Origin of the sequence: Chryseobacterium sp. WG23 (assembly GCF_024586575.1) — a bacterium.
Classification (GTDB): Bacteria; Bacteroidota; Bacteroidia; order Flavobacteriales; family Weeksellaceae; genus Chryseobacterium.
Map to the genome: position 1 here is coordinate 92,097 of NZ_JALCZE010000006.1, position 19,602 is coordinate 111,698.

Consider the following 19,602-nt stretch of genomic DNA (forward strand, 5'->3'; position numbering starts at 1 on the left):
CATTCATTATTATGGATAGGTTAAATAACGATGGCAAAAATGCCGTCCCGGAAACTCAAAATCAGGCTCCAGAACAGACTCCCGATCAGATGAAAACTGACAACAGCCAGAAAATGGCAGGAAAGCGTGCCGAAAATGAGGAGCAAGATAAAAAACAAGAAGATTTATTGCTGGCTATAGACGGAGCAAAAATAAAATTCAATGCTCATTTGGGAACATTTAAAGTGTTGAATGATGTACCCACCACACAAGATAAGCTTACCGGAACCATCGTTGAAAAACAGATTCCAAACTTTATCTTTGATGATGGGTTTCAGATGATTTCTCTCACAGAGTGGCAGGATTTTGGAACTGTGAAAGTTCAGGAGAATTATGTGCTGCTAAAAAAGTCCACTTTACCGGGAACAGGAAAAATGCCGGGAAGTGTTCCCCCTGAAACAGGGAAAGTAGAATTTGTAACCTCCGGACAAGTAAATGTTCCGGAAAGTATTGATGCAAAAGGGGTACCGGTGCCGGAAAATAAAGATGGTAAGTGTCCAAATTGTTCAAAAGAAATAACCGCTGAGTTAATAAGAGAAACAATCGGTGTAAAAAGCTTAAGTGAAAAACAACAACAAATTATAAATTCAATATTACCTTACTTAAATAAATATAGAAAAGATTTTGGTTTAGATACATGCTTAAGAAAAGCTCACTTTGTTGCACAAATTGCTCTTGAGTCAGCTTCGTTTACAACATTTGAAGAAGGAGAAGAATATTCTTCCAGTATAAGTTTAGGAGTTTTTAGTTCTTCTGTAATTCCAATCAATACAACTATTGTTGAATCTTTGAAAGACCATCTAACATCAATTTTTACAATAATTGATGCTAAAGGAAACAAAATTTCAAAAACAAATGATGAACTTAAAACAATATTATTGAATGATAAACCATCTATTATAGACGGGGAATTATATGGGAAATATATAGGAGGGAAAGATCCGAAAAATCCTAAAAAAAGAATAGGAAAAGTACTTAAAGAGGTTTTAAAATCAGATAAGTCATTAGATTATAAAATAGTATTGCAACCTCATACTTATTTTGGGATTCCTTTAATGTCTAGAGCTTATGCCCCTTATCCAGGTGATACAAGAGGACTAGGAAATGGAGATGAGCTAACGAGAGATGGGTGGAAATTTAAAGGGAGAGGTTTAAAGCAGGTGACAGGTAGGGCAAATTATGGAAGTTTTTCAAAATATAGGAATAAAAATCCTTTTACTGATGATACAACGGGATCCATAGATTTTGCAGAAGAAAAGCAAGGAGTTCCTTTAAAAGGAAAGTATTTAAAATTATCCGAAGATCCAATGTATGCAACTCAATCTGCATTATGGTTTTGGAATGAAGGAACGAAATATAATAAAAAAACAGCAAAGCAGCATGCTGACAACGATGATGTTGATTCTGTTTCAAAAGCTATTAATAGATACGATACAAAAGCACTCCCTAAAAGGGCGAAAAATTATGAAAGAGCAAAAATTGCTTTTGAAATTAAAGAACATTATGAATCTATAAAAAAAGAGAAAAAATGATAAAATACCCGCCCAAGATATTATTTGTTTTTTTGTTTAGCATATTTTCATATGCTCAAAATGTTTCTGTTTTAAAAGATTCGGTATGTATTTCCAATGAATGTTTTGAGTTACAGGAATTAAAAATAGAAACTAAGAATACAGTCATTTACAAGAAAATTCAAAAAAGCTATGATCTTTTTAATGGTGTTTTTTTTGATAACCCAGAAAAGAGATTGAATGCAAAAAAAGATACTTTAAAAAACTTAATTTCAACAAATTCTTTACGTGACAACCAATTTGGATTTGAAAAATATAAAATATTTCTCAATAAGAACGGCTTACTAAATGTATCTGTACATATTCAGTCTTATGGCTCTCCATGGGAGTATACGATCTATTATTTCTTTGATGAAATGAATGATACAGAAGTTGGAGAAAAATTATTCACGAACAAAAAAATGCTCCTACAGATATGTAGTAAAAAATTAAAGACAGATAACAACGTATTCGTTCCAATAAAGAATCTCAATCAATACAAAATAGATACAAGTATAGAGGGGAAAATGATAGGTATAAATCTCATTTTTTATGATGAGAAAAGTAGAACAAATAGTGGTTATCCGGAACACTCTGTTTATTTTACATGGAAAGAAATTGAAAAATTTATAGCACCACAGTATAGAAGGCGATTGACACAATATTAAAACGTAATGTTTATTAAAAAAATTAAGATAACCTATCCAATGATTCTTATACTAATGGGTTTTATAGCCCAAGCTCAGGAAATAAAGATTTGGAATAAAGTTTTAAATGCCAATATCATACTTCAACAGAAAGTAAGTGACGATAGTGTTTGTTTATCAATAGATAAAAAAGAAAATAAATGGCTGAATAGAAGTGTAAATATAAAAACTGTTATTATTGGAATAATGCTAAAATAGAGATTACCGCTGGTTGTTGTAAGAAAAATTTATTGATTATTAAACGAACTTTTTTAGGGAATAATATTGTTGGAGACAAACTTTATTTTAAGAAAAATAATGATAAATATTATTTAAAGCCCTTAAAGAATTTGAACAAAAAACAGAGAAGAATTTTGAATGATGTAAATTAATAATTTCCTATATTATAATTAGTTATGATATTTTATCATTAAAAACATTCATTAATATGGATACTTTAAATATTGGATTAAAGAAGGCTCATATATTAGCTAAAAAAGGAGCAACTCATGAAGTTGTGAATTCAATAACAGCAAAAGTAAATTATGCAACAAAATCATATAGTAACAGAAGAGAAGCTTTTGATAGAACCGTTAAAATATTTAAAGGTGATCAATAAAATTCCTTTACTATTTTTATTTTTAGGTTTGAGCTGTCATTCTCAAACTTCTCAAGTGGAAGCATTGTTAAAATCGAATGAAATTGTAGCTCAGCTGCATAATGATTTTAATAATGATGGAACACGTGATGATTTATATATTATAACAACAGATAATAAAAAACAGATAGAAGACCTTACTAAAAGAAAGCTTATCATCGTTTTCAAGAATAAAAATAATAAAGAGCTTTTAACCTATGAAAATGACAACATTTTCCCTTGCAAAGAATGCAATGGTAAATCTGATGCTAGTATTGATGATCTAAAGTTTGAAAACAATCTGCTTTCTTACACAACATCTATCGCACCTCTAGCTTCTGATAAGTATTCTGTTGTAGACTTTACATTACAGTTTTCAAACAATAATTTTATTCTTTATCAATACAGAGAAAGCTACTTTGCTACAGAATCTGATGATAATGCATCAGTTTTGTTAGATACAAGTGATCTTCCCAAGATGAAGTTTAATTATTATGACTGGGTAGCAAACAAAAGCTGGTTGGATTATCTCAGTATTTCCTCCAATAATATTACTAAAATAAATGATTTAGCTTTTAAACTCGAAAATATTAACCCGACAGTATCGATTAATGTGCTTCAGAAAATAATTCAAAAATATCCTGATCAGGTAGTAGCTTATCTCAATATTGCAAATAGCTATTGGAATACCGGACAAAAAGAAAAAGCCGTAGAAAATTATAAAACATATCTTTCTTTAATGAAGTCTCAAAAGAAGGATTTGAAGAAAGTTCCAAGGTATGTACTGGACAGAACGAAATGATGAAAAATTTAATACATACATTACTTATTCTGGTGACGTTTCATGTAACCGCTTTTGCGCAGACACCAAAATCCTATACCGTTACTCATATTGTTAATAAAACTATTGATAAAGGAGAATACGTTGATGATAAAAGAATTGACAAAAAGGATAAAATAAGTACTGATAACCTTATTTATATCTCCAGCCCTAAAAATGATAGTATTGCTTTCTATGATTTTAATGATTCTTCGGTATCAGAAAAGAAAGTACCCAATATATGTGCTTTGGCAAAAAATCAGAATAGTCTTTTGTTGACTTATAAAAATGGAAGCTACAGTACAAAACTTAAGATTACATTCAATAATAATGAAAAGACAGTTTTAATCGGAGATAAGGATGTCTTTTACTTGAATGATTCTTACTATAAATATGTACAGAAAAGTGTTGGCGATAATTTAAACATCCCCGATCTGATTGACTTCCTGGAAGATTTTTTAGCAGGGTATGGGCTGAAAGATTTAAAATATATTTCATCATATGAAAAATACAAGCATAAGGATTTCAAAATAACAAAAGCTTATATGGAATCTTTCAGAACCCAGGCAAGTGATTATCTGGATAAATGGAATGTAAAGTTCTCGTATTGTAATGCAGGAGTACCAAGCTATGTTTTAAAAGAATCTGTAGAAGGAGATCGGGAAATAGAAAAAAAACTGATTTCTTCTAATAAAGGAATTTTTAAATATACAAAACATACCAATTCGGAGAGCAGATTGATTACTGATACTGACATTCGAATGGACGTCAATAATCATAGATACGACGAAAAAGTAACTTCACTTCAGGTAGGATTGGGAAAAGAAACCCGATATGAAATTAAGCAGATTTCCTATAAAAAATTTCATTTCAAAGAACTGATGCTTACCTCTGGCAATATTTCCAACATCATATCATCAAAATAGAAAAGAGAGGACAGGTGTAATCCTTCTGGCACAAAAACGCATCACAATTCATGAGAATGTGACATAAAAATTGTATAACTGGTTTATAAATGGTTATTTTTGTTTTGGATTAAAAAATGACTTATGAATAAAAAACTAATTATTTTAACAGCGGCAATCACTACAGTCGTGTTATCATGTAACAACGATAGAGATGAGGAAGCGAGGAAAAAAGCAATAGAATCGGTTAAAGCGAGCTCTCAGGCCTTAAAAATAAATAATCCGGATAATACAGCAGCTATTCAAAGTACAGTTAATTCAAATGACAATTCTTTGAATCCACAAGATACGACGGGGCCGGTTGGAGAAGATCCAACAATTGATCCCACAAAGCCGGACAGACCGAAGTAAAATAATAAAATAAAGAATGGCAACAATACTGATATTGTCGCCATTCTTATTTCTGATACTTTGATTTTTACACGTTTCCTTACACGGTAATAGTTGGGTCTTATAAAAGAATAAAAACGAAAAAACCCTGCAAACGTAGTATAAATACTGTTTTGCAGGGTTTTGTACCCAGTACCAGAATCGAACTGGTACATCTTTCGATACTAGAGTTTGAGTCTAGCGCGTCTACCAATTCCGCCAACTGGGCTTGTTTTAAATCGGTGTGCAAATATAAAAACTTTTTTTAATGTTCAAAAGCTTTTTGGAATATTTTTTTAAAAATTAATCTCTAAACCATCGTAGGCAAGGTGGATTCCGGGTGGAAGCTGCTTATCTTCAACATCATGCAGTCCCAGATGATGGCTGATGTGAGTGAGAAATAATTTTTTAGGTTTGAGCTCTTCAAAAAGCCTGATAACATCCGGAAGGATAAAGTGAGCAGGATGAGGATCAAATTTTCTGATACAGTTTAAAATCAAAACATCTAAGTTTTTCAGTTTTTCCTTTTCCGTGTCTGAAATAAAACCGGCATCCGTAATGTACGCAAGGTTTTTGAACTTATACCCAAACACCGTAATTTTATAATGAATGACCTCAACAGGCGTAATTTCCGTATCCAGCACCCGGAATGGCTTATTTTCAATCTCATGAAGCTCAAAAGCAGGAGCACCCGGATACCTTACATCACTGAAGGCATAAGGAAAACGGTTTCTTATTTCATGAGCCACCCTCTGATAGCAATAAAGGGGAACATCTTTTCCACTTTTAAAAATCAACGGACGCATATCATCAAGCCCGATGACATGATCATTATGTTCATGGGTAATCAGTGCTATATCTACGTTATGCTCATGATTAATAAGCATTTGCTGCCTGAAATCCGGGCCGCAATCGATCAGTATTTTTTTATTTTCCTCCGTAGTAACCATTACTGAAGAGCGAAAACGTTGGTCTTTGGGATTTTTGGAAGTACACACTTCACATGTACATCCTATAACGGGTACACCTTGGGAAGTACCGGTTCCTAAAAATTTCAACTTCATTTTGTTTTGAGGTTGGTTTAATTTTGGTAAATTTACAAAAAATTTCACGTCCTAATGTATCAGAAACTAACTCCTAAACAAAAAGCATTAACAATTAATCTAGATCCTACTATTTATGGTACTTTCGCAGAAATTGGAGCAGGGCAGGAGACTGTTCGGCACTTTTTTAGAGCAGGAGGAGCTTCCGGTACGATTGCTAAGGCAATGTCCGCTTATGACAAAGAATTTAGTGATGCGATCTATGGTAAAGAGGTAAAAAACAGGTACGTTACCCAAAACAGACTTCGAAAAATGCTTCGATATGAAGTAGCATTAATTGAAGAAAGAATTTCACGTGATAATAATCCTGATAGAAAATTTTTCTCTTACGCGAATACCGTAACCACCATTAATTTTGACAAAACAGTAAAAGGCCATGGCTGGGTCGGAATTCGTTTTCAAACCAAAGAAAATGAGGATTATAATGAAATTGTTATTCACGTAAAATTTAACGAAAATGATGCTACCTTACAGCAGGAAACTTTAGGGAATCTTGGGGTAAACCTTATTTTCGGGGCTTTTAATTACTTTGACAATCCAAGAACATTGGTAGAGTCTCTATACGACGATGTAGCAAAAGATAACCTGGAAATCGATATGATTGACTTCAGTGGGCCGGCTTTTGCCTATGTAGACAATAGGCTTATGTCATTACAGTTAGTGAAAAACGGAATGACTGATGCTGTAATCTTCAATTCTCAGGGAAACAATATGCTTCCGGCAGATGTATTATACAAGAAAAATATTTTTGCAGTAAGAGGAAGTTTCAGACCGGTTACCAAAGTGAATATAGATATGCTTCAGAATGGGATGGATATGTTTTTCAAAGACGCCATCTGTACCCATGAAGAAACCGAAGTACTTATCGAGATTACCATTTCAAACCTTAGGGCAGACGGAGATATTGATGAAAGGGATTTCCTGGATAGAGTAGATATTCTTGGTAAATTAGGATATACTGTTATCATCTCAAATTTCTCTGAATATTACAGACTGATTGATTATTTTGCATCCTATACGAGTGGAGATATTGGTGTAGCAATGGGAGTAAATAACTTATTAATGGTGTTTGATGAGAAATACTATAAAAATCTTTCAGGAGGAATTCTTGAAGCGTTCGGGAAGTTCTTCCGAAACGGAATGAGAGTGTACCTGTATCCATATAAAGACCCTGAAACCCATCAGCTGCTGGATTCTTCCAACCTTAAAGTTGAAGAAAATCTTAAAGAACTCTATAAATATTTCAAACATAACAACCGTATTGTAGATATTACCAACTATAATCCTGAGTTTTTGGAAATCTATTCGAGAGAAATATTAAGAAAAATAGCATGCTGTGTTAAAGGTTGGGAAACTCAGGTTCCGGAAGGCGTAGCAGAAATGATTAAAGAACGTGGAATGTTTGGTTATAAAGAAGAACTTTCCTTAAAACAATTCTCTTAAAAATAAATAAAATGTCAGAACTAAAGAAAAGACTTTCCTCAATTCTTGAAAGTCCTAAACATAATACAGAAGAAAAGCTTCAGAAAGTTTGTCACCTGTTGGATCAGGAAATCTCTTATTTTAACTGGACAGGGTTCTATTTTAAAAATGGAGATAAAGACGAGCTGATTTTAGGCCCTTATGTGGGAGCTCCTACAGATCATACCATTATTCCTTACGGAAAAGGAATTTGCGGTCAGGTAGCACTTTCCAATGAAACATTTGTAGTTCCTGATGTTCAGGAAGAAAGCAATTATTTAAGCTGTTCAATCGATACCAAAGCAGAAATTGTCGTTCCTATATTTAAAGACAGAAAAAACGTTGGTCAGATTGATATTGATTCCCATACAATTGATCCTTTCACTGCTGAAGACCGCGAATTATTAGAGTGGCTTTGTCATGAAGTTTCCAAGATTTTGTAATTGAAAATCAATTCATACTAAAATACAGACTCCAGCTTTTTATAGTTGGAGTTTTTTTGTGGTCAAAATGCTGGAAGCTACAGTATTTCGTAAGCCTGATCATTGCAAACAGGCTGTTGAATAACTTTAGGATAAAAGAGTGTAGTTTTAACCATCCCGTCAAAAATTCTTTGAATTTTCGCCACCCCTCCGGAGGAGGGGAAATATTACGTCCCTCATTGTATTGTTTACCATTATAATATTGAAATCAGATATTTACAAATAATTGAGTATACTTTTCTCTACGCAAATTTTGTCACTTAAAATAAACTTAAATGTTAAAAAAAATTGTGTCTTTTGGTGACATCAAATCTTTAATTTGTGGCTAAAGCGTAATCTTTGCCATTCCGCAGGAATCTAAATGATGTAAAGAAAAATACGATGTAGAGATTCTTACGGAATGACAAACAAACTGTTGAATAACTTTAAGATAAAAAGTAGGTATTGATACTGTAATTTCTGATATTAAAATCGCAGATTTTGAAAAACTTAAGTATACTTTCTTATACGTAAAGCTTATAGCTTAAGTATTTAAAAGCTTTTGTGGTAAAAAAAATCAGATTTGCATCAGGTGTATCTCTGCCAGAAGCTCTTTAAAGTAATTTTCGCACTTTGCAATATGAGTCCCATACCATGAAAATGCTTCACCATCGACAATCATTATCTTTTTATCCGGATAAATTATTTTTAATTCCTCAATATGCTTTTCTTTAAACGGAAATGGCTCGGAAGAAAGCATAATGACATCAGCTTCAGCAAGATCTTCGGCTGTAATCTCAGGGTACCGGGTTTTATCTTTGAAAATATTTTCAAAACCTATTTCTGATAGAATTTTATGAATAAAAGTATCGGAACCAACGGTCATATATGGATTTTTCCAGATGAGATAAGCTGCTTTTACAGTATTTTCAAGCTTTGACTGATTGAGGATGTCGTAGATCTTAAGATTAAAAAGCTGCGCTCTTTCTTCTTTATGCAGGATTTTTCCAAGATTTTTCAGGAGGTAGTAATTGTCTTCAATAGTTTCAACATTGGTTACGATTACTTTGAAATCAACCATTAAAGCTTCCACCTGTTCTTTGATGTTTTCCTCTTTGTTGGCAAGGATAAGATCCGGCTGCAAAGCTTTTATTTTATCAATATTGATGTTTTTGGTGCCACCAATTATCGATACGTTTTTTACTTTATCCTGAGGATGAATGCAGAATTTTGTCCTTCCGATAATTTCATTTTCAGTGAGTCCTAAGTCAAATAAAGCCTCCGTAATAGAGGGTACGAGAGAAACAATTTTCATATGGGCATGTTAGATGATGCCTAAAATTACAAAAGTTTTCCGGTTAAGAAAAGTCCTGCTACAGTAAAATAAATGATAAGCCCCGTAACATCTACCAATGTTGCTACAAAAGGAGCGGAGGAAGTCGCAGGGTCCAGGTTTAACTTTTTTAAGACAAATGGAATCATAGAACCGGATAAAGTTCCCCATAATACAATGGCGATTAGAGAAACAGATACACTTAATCCTACATAAGCCCAATACTCACCATAGTTGAAAAGTCCAAGTTTCTGCCAAAGCATAATCCTTACAAAACCGATAACCCCCAGAATAAGCCCCAGGCAAATCCCGGAAATAATTTCCTTTTTCATGACATACCACCAGTCTTTCAATCCGATTTCCTGAAGTGCCATAGCACGGATAATCAGGGTAGCAGCCTGAGATCCGGAGTTTCCACCACTGGAGATAATCAACGGAACAAATAAGGCAAGAACAACAGCTTTTTCAATTTCTTTATCAAAATATCCCATTGCTGAAGCTGTTAACATTTCTGAAACGAAAAGAATAATCAGCCATGTAGCTCTTTTTTTGATCATTTCTGTCCATGAAGTCTGGATGTAGGGAAGATCTAATGCATCCAATCCTCCAAATTTCTGGATATCCTCGGTATTTTGCTGCTCAATTTGGTCAAGAATATCATCAATCGTTACAATGCCAACCAATACGCCGGCTTCCGTAATGATGGGAAGAGCGTCACGGTCATACTTCTCGAAGTAAGTGACTGCGTCTTCCTTCGAAATAGTTGTCATAATGGCTACAAAATGATTATCTGTAATATCAGAAACCAATGTATCTTCTTCTGCAAGAAGGAGGGTTCCGATAGCAAGGTCATCTATCAGGCGGTTTCTTTCATCCACTACATACAGGTAGTTCATGGTTTCTACCTTTTTTCCCACTTTTTTGATCTGCTGAAGACATCGCTTTACGGTCCATTCCTTACGGATTTGAATGTAGTAAGGGGTCATCAGACGGGCGATAGAATCAGAATTATAACCCAGAAGCTTCAATGCAATTCTCCTTTCCTGCGGATTAAGGTGATTGATAGAATACTTGATAAGCTCATCCGGAAAGTCCTCAAAAAGGGCAGTCCTGTCATCGGGAGTCATCGCATTCAGGATTTCAGAAACTTCATCACTTCCAATACTTCTGATGGTTTCCTCTTGAAAATTAGGGTCTAGATGGGAGAAAACCTCTGCTTTGTACTCCTTTGGAACCTTCAAAAACGCGAGTAACCTCTCGTCAGCTGGAAGTTCGCTGAGAGTTTCGGCTATATCGGCGGGATTGAAAATAAGTTGGTATCTAGAGTTCAAAACGTGAATTTTTTTGGATATGCAAAAATAATTCAAATTTTTAAGACTGAGCCATAAACTGGGAAAATTAAGGATTTATTAAAATTTAGCTATGAGATGAGAACAAAAAGAACATGACAGGAGATATCCTTTTACAATAGTTTTTTCGTATCTCGTTTATTATTATAACTGTTCCTGAAATAATTATTATCAAGATTTTTATTTAAAACAGAGGTGTTGGGAACCTTGTTAAAATAGAGCTTCATAAAAAAACACCTGCCGGGGCAGATGTTCAAAAAATTAAATTTTAAATTTCAATATTGTTGAATCAAATTGGTTCACATTCCGGAGTAGGCGAAAACAGGCAAACGCCACCCATACAACATTGAAACGGATCACATTGTGAGCTCTCGCTGCATTTTTTGATGATTCCACTGCCACTGATCTCTTTTTGTTCCTGTCTGTTCAGTTTTTTGAAATTTGAAGTTTTCATGGTTATTGATTTAATAATTAAAGTGAAAGATACTTTTAATCTTCAAAACATATATGTTCCATACAAACTCCTTTGCAACACATCCCAAAAATGCATTGTGAGTGTTCTGTACATTTTTTTAGACCTCCACCTTTGATTTGCTTTGTAGCTTCTCTACTGAGTTTCTTTAAATTTTTCATATGATTTAGTTTAATTGTGTAACTAAAATAATATTTTTTTTCTAATTATTCATTGTTTAGTGAAAATATTTTGCTGAAAATCAGCATTTTGTTTTATATTTTACATTTATAAATAAAAAGGCACCCGTAAACAGGTGCCAAAAAACAGTTTCATTGAATGGGGATTCAAATGATGTTTTTAAAACTCTATACAGATGTGTGGTGAGCAGATACCGTTACAACATGATCCTACAGAACATGGGTTGTGTTCGCTGCATCTTTCAATGGATCCGCCGTTAATCTTCTTGGCGGCTTCTCTGCTAATTTTTTTTAGATTTTTCATGCAGGTTAGATTTTAATGTGCTGAATACTATTCGATAGGACACATAATGGGAGTACAAACACCGTCACAACACCATCCCACAGTACAAGGTACCGTATTGCTACATCTTCTGATAGCTCCGCCGTTAATCTGCTTAGCGGCTTCTCTACTAAGTTTTTTTAAATTTTTCATATGATTTAGATTTTATGTCAGACTAAAATAGTAAAAATTTTTAAATTATTCATCTAATGGTGAAAATATTTTACTGGTAACCAGTGTGTTGTTGGATTTTTTTAATTTATGCGTAAAAAAGACCCTCTTGAAATTAGGGGTCTGCATATATTGTTGAAATTTGCTCCTGATGCTGGGAAAAGATCGGAGAATGGAAAAATTTTGATAAGTAAGCAGTATGAAATAGGCAATCAATGATGTGCTTACAGGAATTTTATTTCTACTGCTATATTAAAGCTCTGTTTCATTCGGTTTCAGCTTTCTCAGTTTCTTAAGAATATCTCTTATAGCACCTTCCGTTCCTATTTTTACAGAATTTACACTAGATCCCAACAGACGCATGTTTTTCCGGTAGGTATCATAATCACTCTCCGTCACCAGATTTCCATCAGATGCAAAAAGTTTCATGCTTACCACAACCTGATTAGAGAAAACATATTTTCCAATACCCACTTTGAAATACCTTACCTTAGAAACAATGGCAAAATCTGCGTCATTATTCACGCAATAATCCATGATCGTCTGTTTATCGATACTATCAAAAGGAACCTGAACCTCTGCTCTGAGCATTTTATTTCTTCTTCCGCTGAAACTGTCAGAAACAACATCGAAGAAGGCATTATTGGTAGGCTCTTTTATTTCATCAATATCAGGCTCTACCTCGGGATTGAAGTAAAGAACTTTCTTTATTTTATCATCAGCATTTTTCTGTGCCTGTACTGAAGTAATGCCGATTAACAAGAAAGTAGCAACCGTTGTAAAAAATATAATTTTTCTCATTTGTAATTCGAATGCAAAATTACTGCCTTTTCGTTGGATTCCATATAATTTATTAAGAAATTTTTAACATTTTTTTCTATCAAATTTGATTTATGAAATCAATAATGTTTGCAGAATCAAAAAATAGTCGTAATTTTGCACCCGTTACATAATAATCATTAAACAATATTGGAATGTACTTAACAACAGAAAAAAAAGCAGAAATTTTCGCAAAACATGGAAAATCTGCACAAGACACAGGAAGCGCTGAAGGACAGGTAGCTCTTTTTACATTCAGAATTAACCACTTATCTCAGCATTTGAAGGCTAATCGTCATGACTTCAATACGGAAAGATCTTTGGTGAAATTGGTAGGTAAAAGAAAAAGCTTATTGGATTATCTTAAGAAAAAAGATATTACAAGATACAGAGCTATCATTGCTGAACTAGGTTTAAGAAAGTAATCTGTAAAGATTTACAAATAAAAGCAATCTCGAAAGGGGTTGCTTTTTTGTTGTTTTTATCTCCGAATTACCACAAAAGACACAAAATTTTTTTGAACACTTAGTTTAAGTTATAATGAAAACTGTTGTTAAGTACACTTAAAATTTTGAAAATCCTTTATTTTTGTAGTAAATATCCTAAAGCGGTTCAGCAGTCTGTTTGTCATTCCGGAGGAATCTTCACAACTTATTTTTTTTAGCGTTATTTAGATTCCTCCGAAATGACAAACGTTAAATTATTATTTTGCTAAACTTTTAACCACAAAAGACACAAAATTTTTTTGAACACTTTAGTTTATTTTAAGTGACAAGCTTTATGTACAGGAGTACACTTAAGTTTTTCAAAATCTGCGATTTTAATGGATATTATGAGGAATAATACAATGAGAACATGATATGGAGGGGTGGCAAAAAATCAAAGAATTTTTGATGGGATGGTTAAAACTACACTCAAAAACTTAATTTAAATAGTTATTCAACAGCCTGTTTGTTATTCTGCAGAAATCTCCACAGTTTTTCTTAGTTCATTTAAGGATATAGCTTTAACTGTATTTTCATGGAAATAAAATATATAAGGTAGGTGTCCTTTTTCTGGAGAACGTTATATGTTGAAATTGAGCCAAAAATAAAGCGAAATACCCTGAGATATTTCGCTTTTATAGTTGAAAACAATTATTTCTTAATGACCGGATTTAGCTTCAGCTGTTTCTACATGTCCTAAAAATTTAGTACAATAAGCACCAAAAATGAGGATTACCAGATAACAGAATACAGGAATAATAAATGAATGCTGCACCCCAAACTGATCTGCAAGATATCCCTGGAAAATAGGAACAATAGCACCTCCTAAGATGGCCATTACAACAAGAGATGAACCCTGACTGGTATATTTTCCTAATCCGGAAATAGCCAGTGTATAGATATTGGAGAACATAATTGAGTTGAAAATACCAATTCCTAAGATACTGTACATAGCCATTTCACCATGATTTACCATGGCGGAAATAAGCAATATTACGTTGATGGCCGCAAAAATAGACAGTGTTCTTGCCGGAGCTGATTTACCAATAAAGAAAGCTATAAAATTAAGTACGATAAATACAAGGAAAAAACTGATCTGAGAAAAACTAAGATCTACAATACTGAAAATAACAAGGAAAACAGCTCCTGCTGCCCCTAGCATATAAATTGCTTTTTTCCCCTGGCTTAAGGATTGGTTTAAAGAAATAGCTCCAAGAAAACGGCCAATCATGGCACCTCCCCAATAAAGAGAGAGATAATTTTTACTGATGATCTCATTAAAGCCCATAATCTGAGGCTGCTCCAAAAAGCTGATGATAAAACTTCCTACAGCCACTTCACCTCCTACATAGCAGAACATGGCAAAAACTCCAAATTTCAAATGGTTAAACTGAAGAGCCCCCAGTCCTTTTTCAATCTCTTCCTCCTGGGTCTGGAAAGAAGGTAATTTCACTCTAGAAATAAGTAAAGCAACAAGTAAAAGAATACCTGCAAAGATCAGATAAGGAATTCTGGTTGCCACTGCACTGAACGAACCATCCGCTGCAGAGAAAAATTCAAATATCAGGTGTCCTCCCAAAACCGGAGCAATTGTTGTCCCGAAGGCATTGAATGCCTGGGTCATATTCAGACGGCTGGATGCCGACTCTTCACTACCCAGTAAAGAAACATACGCATTGGCCGTGATCTGTAATACCGTAAATCCTAATCCCAGGATGAATAAAGCCCCCAAAAACAAAGGATAATAAGAAAAAGTAGCCGCCGGATAAAATAATATACACCCGAAAGCTGCAAGGAAAATACCGAATAGAATTCCTTTTTTATATCCTGCTTTATTAATGGGATCTCCTTTGTAGATAGAAATCAGAAAATAAATCAGAGATCCGATAAAGTAAGCTCCGAAGAAACAGAACTGTACCAGCATGGATTCGAAAAAGGTAAGTTTGAAAAGTTGTTTCAGATAGGGGATCAGGATGTCATTCATACAGGTAATGAATCCCCACATAAAAAACAGCAGGGTGATGGTAACCAACGGAACCGTATAATTCCTGCTTTGTAGTTGTACTTCTTTATTATTCATAAACATTTATTTAATATAGAAAGAGCTTTGAAGCTCTGTCATTTCGGAAAGGATTGCTCCTTGTTTTTGCCTACAGCATTTTAATTTTTGTGAAGTAGGGCAAATATAGGGATCAGCCTATGTTTCTGCAATGATTTTACTATTTTTTATAATCAGATGTATACTTTTGGAACGATAAAAATACTATTTTCTTTTTTTGGGACAATAAAAAATTAAAAAATACTAAATAAAATAAAAAAACAGCCCCAAAAGAGGCTGTTTACTATGATTGATAAAGGATCAATTAGCTTTCTAAACTTGACTGATGCATATCATTATTCAGTAAATGGAACTTTGACGGATCTCCCATATATAAAATGTTTTTGGAAGATGCAGATGGAACATAGGAAGGAATTTCTGGGTTAGAGTTGACATAATAGCCAAAAGCATTACTTAACGAACTCATATATACCTGATCATTAGATAAGTTATTTACGACCACATCACTGGCTCTGCCTGCAATATTTTTAGTAAACGTATTGGAAATTAATGATAAAGCAGTCATTGAAGAAGTCTCAAAATAGATATCGTGGTTGGCGTTGCCTTCAAAGTAATTATTAATTAAACTTAGGGCTTCCCGGCCATTATAACCAGCAAATGTAAATTGGAGACCTACTCCGAAATTACCTTCAAAACCACAGGAATCAAATTTCACAGCGTGCCCAGCAATAATGACAGCTCCAAACTTAACATTGCCTAAAAAAGAGCAATTACGGAAATTAAGCAGATTAGGATAGGTAAATCCTAAAGGATTTATCGTTCTCTCATTGTACATACCATAATTACAGGATTTAGAAACCAAAAAAGAAATCTGGGCATTGCAGACATTAACTAATTGGAAACCAATATCATAATTTGAAATCTCAATATTGTTAACCTCTGCCCCAATGAAATCATGAATTAGTAACCCAACTCCATATCTGGTTTCTCCTGTTGGTTTAGTGATGGTAAGGTCGCTGACAGAAAAATAAGGCGGCCTAGAAGGATCTGCAGGCCCTTTAATGAATAATGCAACAGAGGTAGGTCCGTAATTTTTAATAACCGAATTGCCTAATCCTTTCCCAATGATCTGGATGCGGTTCTTAACTGTTCCCTGCCATGAAAAATCTAAAAGAAGCCCCTGTGTTGTTTTCATGATTCCGGCAGGAAGTAGAATATTAAGTCCCAATTTGCATGCCGTATTGAAGGCTGCCTGTAATGCAGAGGTGTCATCATTGATATCATCAGCTTTAACTCCAAATATTCTTACATCCAGATCTCCTGCTGTTACATCGGTTCTTACATAATAAAAAGGACTTCCTCCACTATCCATTTTCTTTCTATAGATGATATGGTCTACTTTGGTGTCATCCATTGCAGTCCCATCTATCCATGAGGTGATGCGTTTGAAATTAACATCTTCATTGGTATGGCTGTCCACTAACCTTACTAAGTTGGCAGTATTAGAATCACTTGCCGAGAAAAATTCATCAGTAAAAATCATAATTTTGTTTTTAAAGTTAATATAAATAGACCAAGATTCCCGAAGGAATTTTAAGTCTGAAGCAAATGTAATGAGTCACAACGTCAAGACTTGACGTGTTATTTATTCATTTGAAAATTTAATATTTCATTATTATATAGTACCTTTGCAGACGAAAATTTAAAGAGTTTAAATATTAATTCATACTCAATACGGAGTATTAAGAAGACAAATTTATGAGTATACCTCAAGCGTTTACAGAGCTGATTACTCTTGCTGACGGCAGAGAAATCACTATTGAAACAGGGAAACTGGCTAAGCAGGCTGATGGATCTGTGGTAGTAAAAATGGGCGGAACAATGCTTTTAGCAACTGTTGTAGCTAATAAAGAAGCAAATCCTGGTGTAGATTTTTTACCATTAACAGTAGATTATAGAGAAAAATTCTATGCAGGTGGAAGAATTCCTGGAAATTTCTTCCGTAGAGAAGCAAGACCTTCAGATCAGGAAATTTTAACAATGCGTTTGGTAGACAGAGTGCTACGTCCGCTTTTTCCTGAAGATTTCCATGCTGAAGTTCAGGTAATGATTTCCTTAATTTCTTATGATGGAAAAACTATTCCTGATGATTTAGCTGGTTTAGCAGCTTCTGCAGCTATTGCTATTACTGATATTCCTTTCAACGGGCCTATGTCTGAAGTAAGAGTGGTAAGATTCGACGGAAAACTTTCTATCAACCCAAGTTATGAAGAACTGAAGAGTTCTGAGCTGGATATCATGGTTGGAGCTACTAAAGACTCAATCGTAATGGTAGAAGGGGAGATGAAGGAAATTTCTGAGCAGGAAATGTTAGAAGCTATTAATTTTGGTCATGCTGAAATTAAAAAGCAAATTGAAGCTCAGGAAAGATTAGCAGAAAAAGTAGGAAAAGCTTTTCCAAAAAGAGAATATTCTCACGAAAATCACGATGAAGAAATTCGTGAAAAAGTTTGGAAAGAAACTTATGATAAAGTATATGAGGTGGCTAGAACGCCATCTGGAAAAGAAGAGAGAGGAGAAAAATTCAAAGCGGTTCGTGAAGAATTCCTGGCTCAATATGCAGAGGATGCAGAAGAATTAGAAAGAGTAACTCCTTTCGTAAAGGTATATTATCATGACGTAGAGAAAGAAGCAATGCGTCAGATGATCCTTGAAGACAATATCCGTCTTGACGGTCGTGATCCTCAGACGATCCGTCCGATATGGTCAGAAATTGACTACCTTCCGGGGGCTCACGGTTCTGCAGTGTTTACAAGAGGTGAAACTCAGTCTTTAACAGCAGTAACGTTAGGTTCTGTAAAAGATGCAAACATGGTAGACAGCGTAATCTCGCAACACGACGAAAAATTCTTTTTACATTATAACTTCCCTCCATTCTCTACAGGTGAAGCAAGACCTTTAAGAGGAACTTCAAGAAGAGAGGTAGGACACGGTAACCTTGCTCAAAGAGCATTACAGGCAGTTATTCCTGAAGAAAATCCATATACCATCAGAATTGTTTCTGATATCTTAGAATCAAACGGTTCGTCTTCAATGGCAACAGTTTGTGCAGGAACATTGGCACTAATGGATGCAGGGGTAAAGATTACAAAACCTGTTTCCGGTATCGCAATGGGATTGATCACAGATGCAAAATCAGGTAAATTTACTGTACTTTCTGATATCTTAGGAGATGAAGATCACCTGGGAGATATGGACTTCAAAGTAACAGGTACTGCAGACGGTATCACTGCTTGTCAGATGGATATCAAAATTCAGGGTCTTTCTATGGATATCATGGAAAAAGCTTTGATGCAGGCTAAAGACGGAAGATTACATATCTTAAATAAAATCACTGAAACTATTTCTGAGCCAAGAGCAGATGTGAAACCTCACGCTCCGAAAATGGTGGTAATGGAGATCTCTAAAGACTTCATTGGTGCTGTAATCGGGCCTGGAGGAAAAATTATTCAGCAGATGCAGAAAGATACCGATACTGTTATCGCTATTGAAGAAGTAGGAGAAATCGGACGTATCGAGATTGCAGGAACAGACAGAGAGAAAATCAATGCTGCTGTGGCTAAGATCAACGAAATTACTTTCGTACCGGTTGTAGGTGAAGTATACAACGGTAAAGTAGTAAAAGTAATGGACTTCGGTGCTTTCGTGGCTATTGCTAAAGGTACAGAAGGTCTTCTTCACATTTCTGAAATCGAATGGGCTCGTTTAGATAAAGTTCCATATGCAGAAGGAGATGAAGTGGAAGTGAAATTTATGGGTTATGATGACCGTAAGAAAATGAAACTTTCCCGTAAAGTTCTTTTACCAAGACCTCCAAGACCAGAGGGTAAACCAAGACCGGAAGGACAAGGTAGACCTGAGGGGCAAGGAAGACCGGAAGGAAGACCAAGACCAGAAGGACAAGGAAGACCACAAGGTGATGCACCTGCAGAAAACCAGGCTCCTTCAACAGAAGCTTAAGATATTATTCTTAGATATAAAAAGATTCCTCAATTTGAGGGATCTTTTGTTTTGTATAAGCATTGTTATACTTGTTATGTTTACTGAAATTATGCAAATAATGTATGCTGCAAATTTTTAAGTTGGAAGAACATCAGGATTTACAGCAAATATGCTGTATTGAATGCACAAATAAATAATTTGTAACGGTATTCAATTTTATCGAAGATAAAATCCTTGCGCCTTAAAACAGTCTATTATCCTCTACTCTTGCGTCTTTGCGTATCCCAACCCAACCATTAGATTCCTGTTCTTTGTTTCAG

The 19,602-nt window shown here is 34.5% G+C and carries 18 protein-coding genes and 1 tRNA gene; 10 read left to right on the top strand and 9 right to left on the bottom strand.

Annotated elements, in window-relative coordinates:
• The first annotated feature begins 11 nt into the window (after nt 1-11).
• The 6 genes from MP477_RS10750 (at nt 12) to MP477_RS10775 (ending at nt 5,048) form a co-directional block, all read left to right on the top strand.
• Nucleotides 12-1,571 carry a hypothetical protein gene (locus tag MP477_RS10750; protein ID WP_257190420.1) on the top strand — a complete coding sequence of 520 codons (1,560 nt, stop codon included), beginning with the start codon at nt 12-14 and terminating at the stop codon, nt 1,569-1,571.
• Nucleotides 1,568-2,257 carry a hypothetical protein gene (locus MP477_RS10755; RefSeq protein ID WP_257190421.1) on the top strand — a complete coding sequence of 230 codons (690 nt, stop codon included), beginning with the start codon at nt 1,568-1,570 and terminating at the stop codon, nt 2,255-2,257. Before MP477_RS10750 ends, MP477_RS10755 begins: the two co-directional genes overlap by 4 nt.
• A 466-nt stretch (nt 2,258-2,723) precedes the next feature.
• A complete protein-coding gene (locus tag MP477_RS10760; RefSeq protein ID WP_257190422.1) occupies nt 2,724-2,894 on the top strand; it encodes a hypothetical protein in 171 nt (56 codons plus the stop codon).
• Nucleotides 2,895-2,949: 55 nt separating this feature from the next.
• On the top strand, nt 2,950-3,714 hold the full coding sequence (locus MP477_RS10765) for a M48 family metallopeptidase (RefSeq protein WP_257190423.1): 765 nt from the start codon (nt 2,950-2,952) through the stop codon (nt 3,712-3,714).
• Nucleotides 3,714-4,658, top strand: a complete 945-nt coding sequence (locus tag MP477_RS10770; RefSeq protein WP_257190424.1) for a hypothetical protein — start codon at nt 3,714-3,716, stop codon at nt 4,656-4,658. The genes MP477_RS10765 and MP477_RS10770 overlap by 1 nt, the downstream gene beginning before the upstream one ends.
• 123 nt (nt 4,659-4,781) lie before the next feature.
• The gene (locus tag MP477_RS10775; protein WP_257190425.1) at nt 4,782-5,048 is read left to right on the top strand and encodes a hypothetical protein; all 267 of its coding nucleotides are present in this window, start codon (nt 4,782-4,784) and stop codon (nt 5,046-5,048) included.
• A gap of 165 nt (nt 5,049-5,213) precedes the next feature.
• Here MP477_RS10775 and MP477_RS10780 read toward each other — a convergent pair.
• Nucleotides 5,214-5,295 (bottom strand) — tRNA-Leu (locus MP477_RS10780).
• A 67-nt stretch (nt 5,296-5,362) separates the two neighbouring features.
• Nucleotides 5,363-6,130 (bottom strand): MBL fold metallo-hydrolase, encoded by a 768-nt coding sequence (locus MP477_RS10785; RefSeq protein ID WP_230037768.1) that lies wholly within the window; start codon nt 6,128-6,130, stop codon nt 5,363-5,365.
• A gap of 54 nt (nt 6,131-6,184) precedes the next feature.
• Between MP477_RS10785 and MP477_RS10790 the strand changes: the two genes are divergently transcribed.
• Nucleotides 6,185-7,612 carry a TonB-dependent receptor gene (locus tag MP477_RS10790; protein ID WP_230037765.1) on the top strand — a complete coding sequence of 476 codons (1,428 nt, stop codon included), beginning with the start codon at nt 6,185-6,187 and terminating at the stop codon, nt 7,610-7,612.
• 11 nt (nt 7,613-7,623) lie between these two features.
• The gene (locus MP477_RS10795) at nt 7,624-8,073 is read left to right on the top strand and encodes a GAF domain-containing protein (RefSeq protein WP_257190426.1); all 450 of its coding nucleotides are present in this window, start codon (nt 7,624-7,626) and stop codon (nt 8,071-8,073) included.
• Nucleotides 8,074-8,668: 595 nt separating this feature from the next.
• Here the strand turns inward: MP477_RS10795 and MP477_RS10800 are convergent.
• The 5 genes from MP477_RS10800 to MP477_RS10820 form a co-directional block, all read right to left on the bottom strand.
• On the bottom strand, nt 8,669-9,406 hold the full coding sequence (locus tag MP477_RS10800) for an ABC transporter substrate-binding protein (RefSeq protein WP_257190427.1): 738 nt from the start codon (nt 9,404-9,406) through the stop codon (nt 8,669-8,671).
• Nucleotides 9,407-9,432: 26 nt separating this feature from the next.
• Nucleotides 9,433-10,755, bottom strand: a complete 1,323-nt coding sequence (mgtE, locus tag MP477_RS10805) for a magnesium transporter (RefSeq protein WP_257190428.1) — start codon at nt 10,753-10,755, stop codon at nt 9,433-9,435.
• Between the two features lie 307 nt (nt 10,756-11,062).
• On the bottom strand, nt 11,063-11,227 hold the full coding sequence (locus tag MP477_RS10810; protein ID WP_257190429.1) for a hypothetical protein: 165 nt from the start codon (nt 11,225-11,227) through the stop codon (nt 11,063-11,065).
• A 528-nt stretch (nt 11,228-11,755) separates the two neighbouring features.
• Nucleotides 11,756-11,899, bottom strand: coding sequence for a hypothetical protein (locus MP477_RS10815; RefSeq protein WP_230037753.1), 144 nt, complete (start codon nt 11,897-11,899; stop codon nt 11,756-11,758).
• Nucleotides 11,900-12,169: 270 nt separating this feature from the next.
• Nucleotides 12,170-12,718, bottom strand: coding sequence for a pyruvate decarboxylase (locus tag MP477_RS10820; protein WP_257190430.1), 549 nt, complete (start codon nt 12,716-12,718; stop codon nt 12,170-12,172).
• A 173-nt stretch (nt 12,719-12,891) separates the two neighbouring features.
• Here MP477_RS10820 and rpsO point away from each other — a divergent pair, with 173 nt between their 5' ends.
• Nucleotides 12,892-13,161 carry a 30S ribosomal protein S15 gene (gene rpsO, locus MP477_RS10825; RefSeq protein WP_034704056.1) on the top strand — a complete coding sequence of 90 codons (270 nt, stop codon included), beginning with the start codon at nt 12,892-12,894 and terminating at the stop codon, nt 13,159-13,161.
• A gap of 718 nt (nt 13,162-13,879) precedes the next feature.
• Here the strand turns inward: rpsO and MP477_RS10830 are convergent.
• Entirely contained in the window at nt 13,880-15,301 is a 1,422-nt protein-coding gene (locus MP477_RS10830; protein ID WP_230037749.1) for a sugar MFS transporter, read from the bottom strand.
• Between the two features lie 283 nt (nt 15,302-15,584).
• Entirely contained in the window at nt 15,585-16,823 is a 1,239-nt protein-coding gene (locus MP477_RS10835) for a right-handed parallel beta-helix repeat-containing protein (RefSeq protein ID WP_257190431.1), read from the bottom strand.
• Nucleotides 16,824-17,038: 215 nt separating this feature from the next.
• On the opposite strand from MP477_RS10835, the gene MP477_RS10840 reads away from it, so the two are divergent.
• Nucleotides 17,039-19,300, top strand: a complete 2,262-nt coding sequence (locus tag MP477_RS10840; RefSeq protein ID WP_230037745.1) for a polyribonucleotide nucleotidyltransferase — start codon at nt 17,039-17,041, stop codon at nt 19,298-19,300.
• Nucleotides 19,301-19,602: the final 302 nt, after the last annotated feature.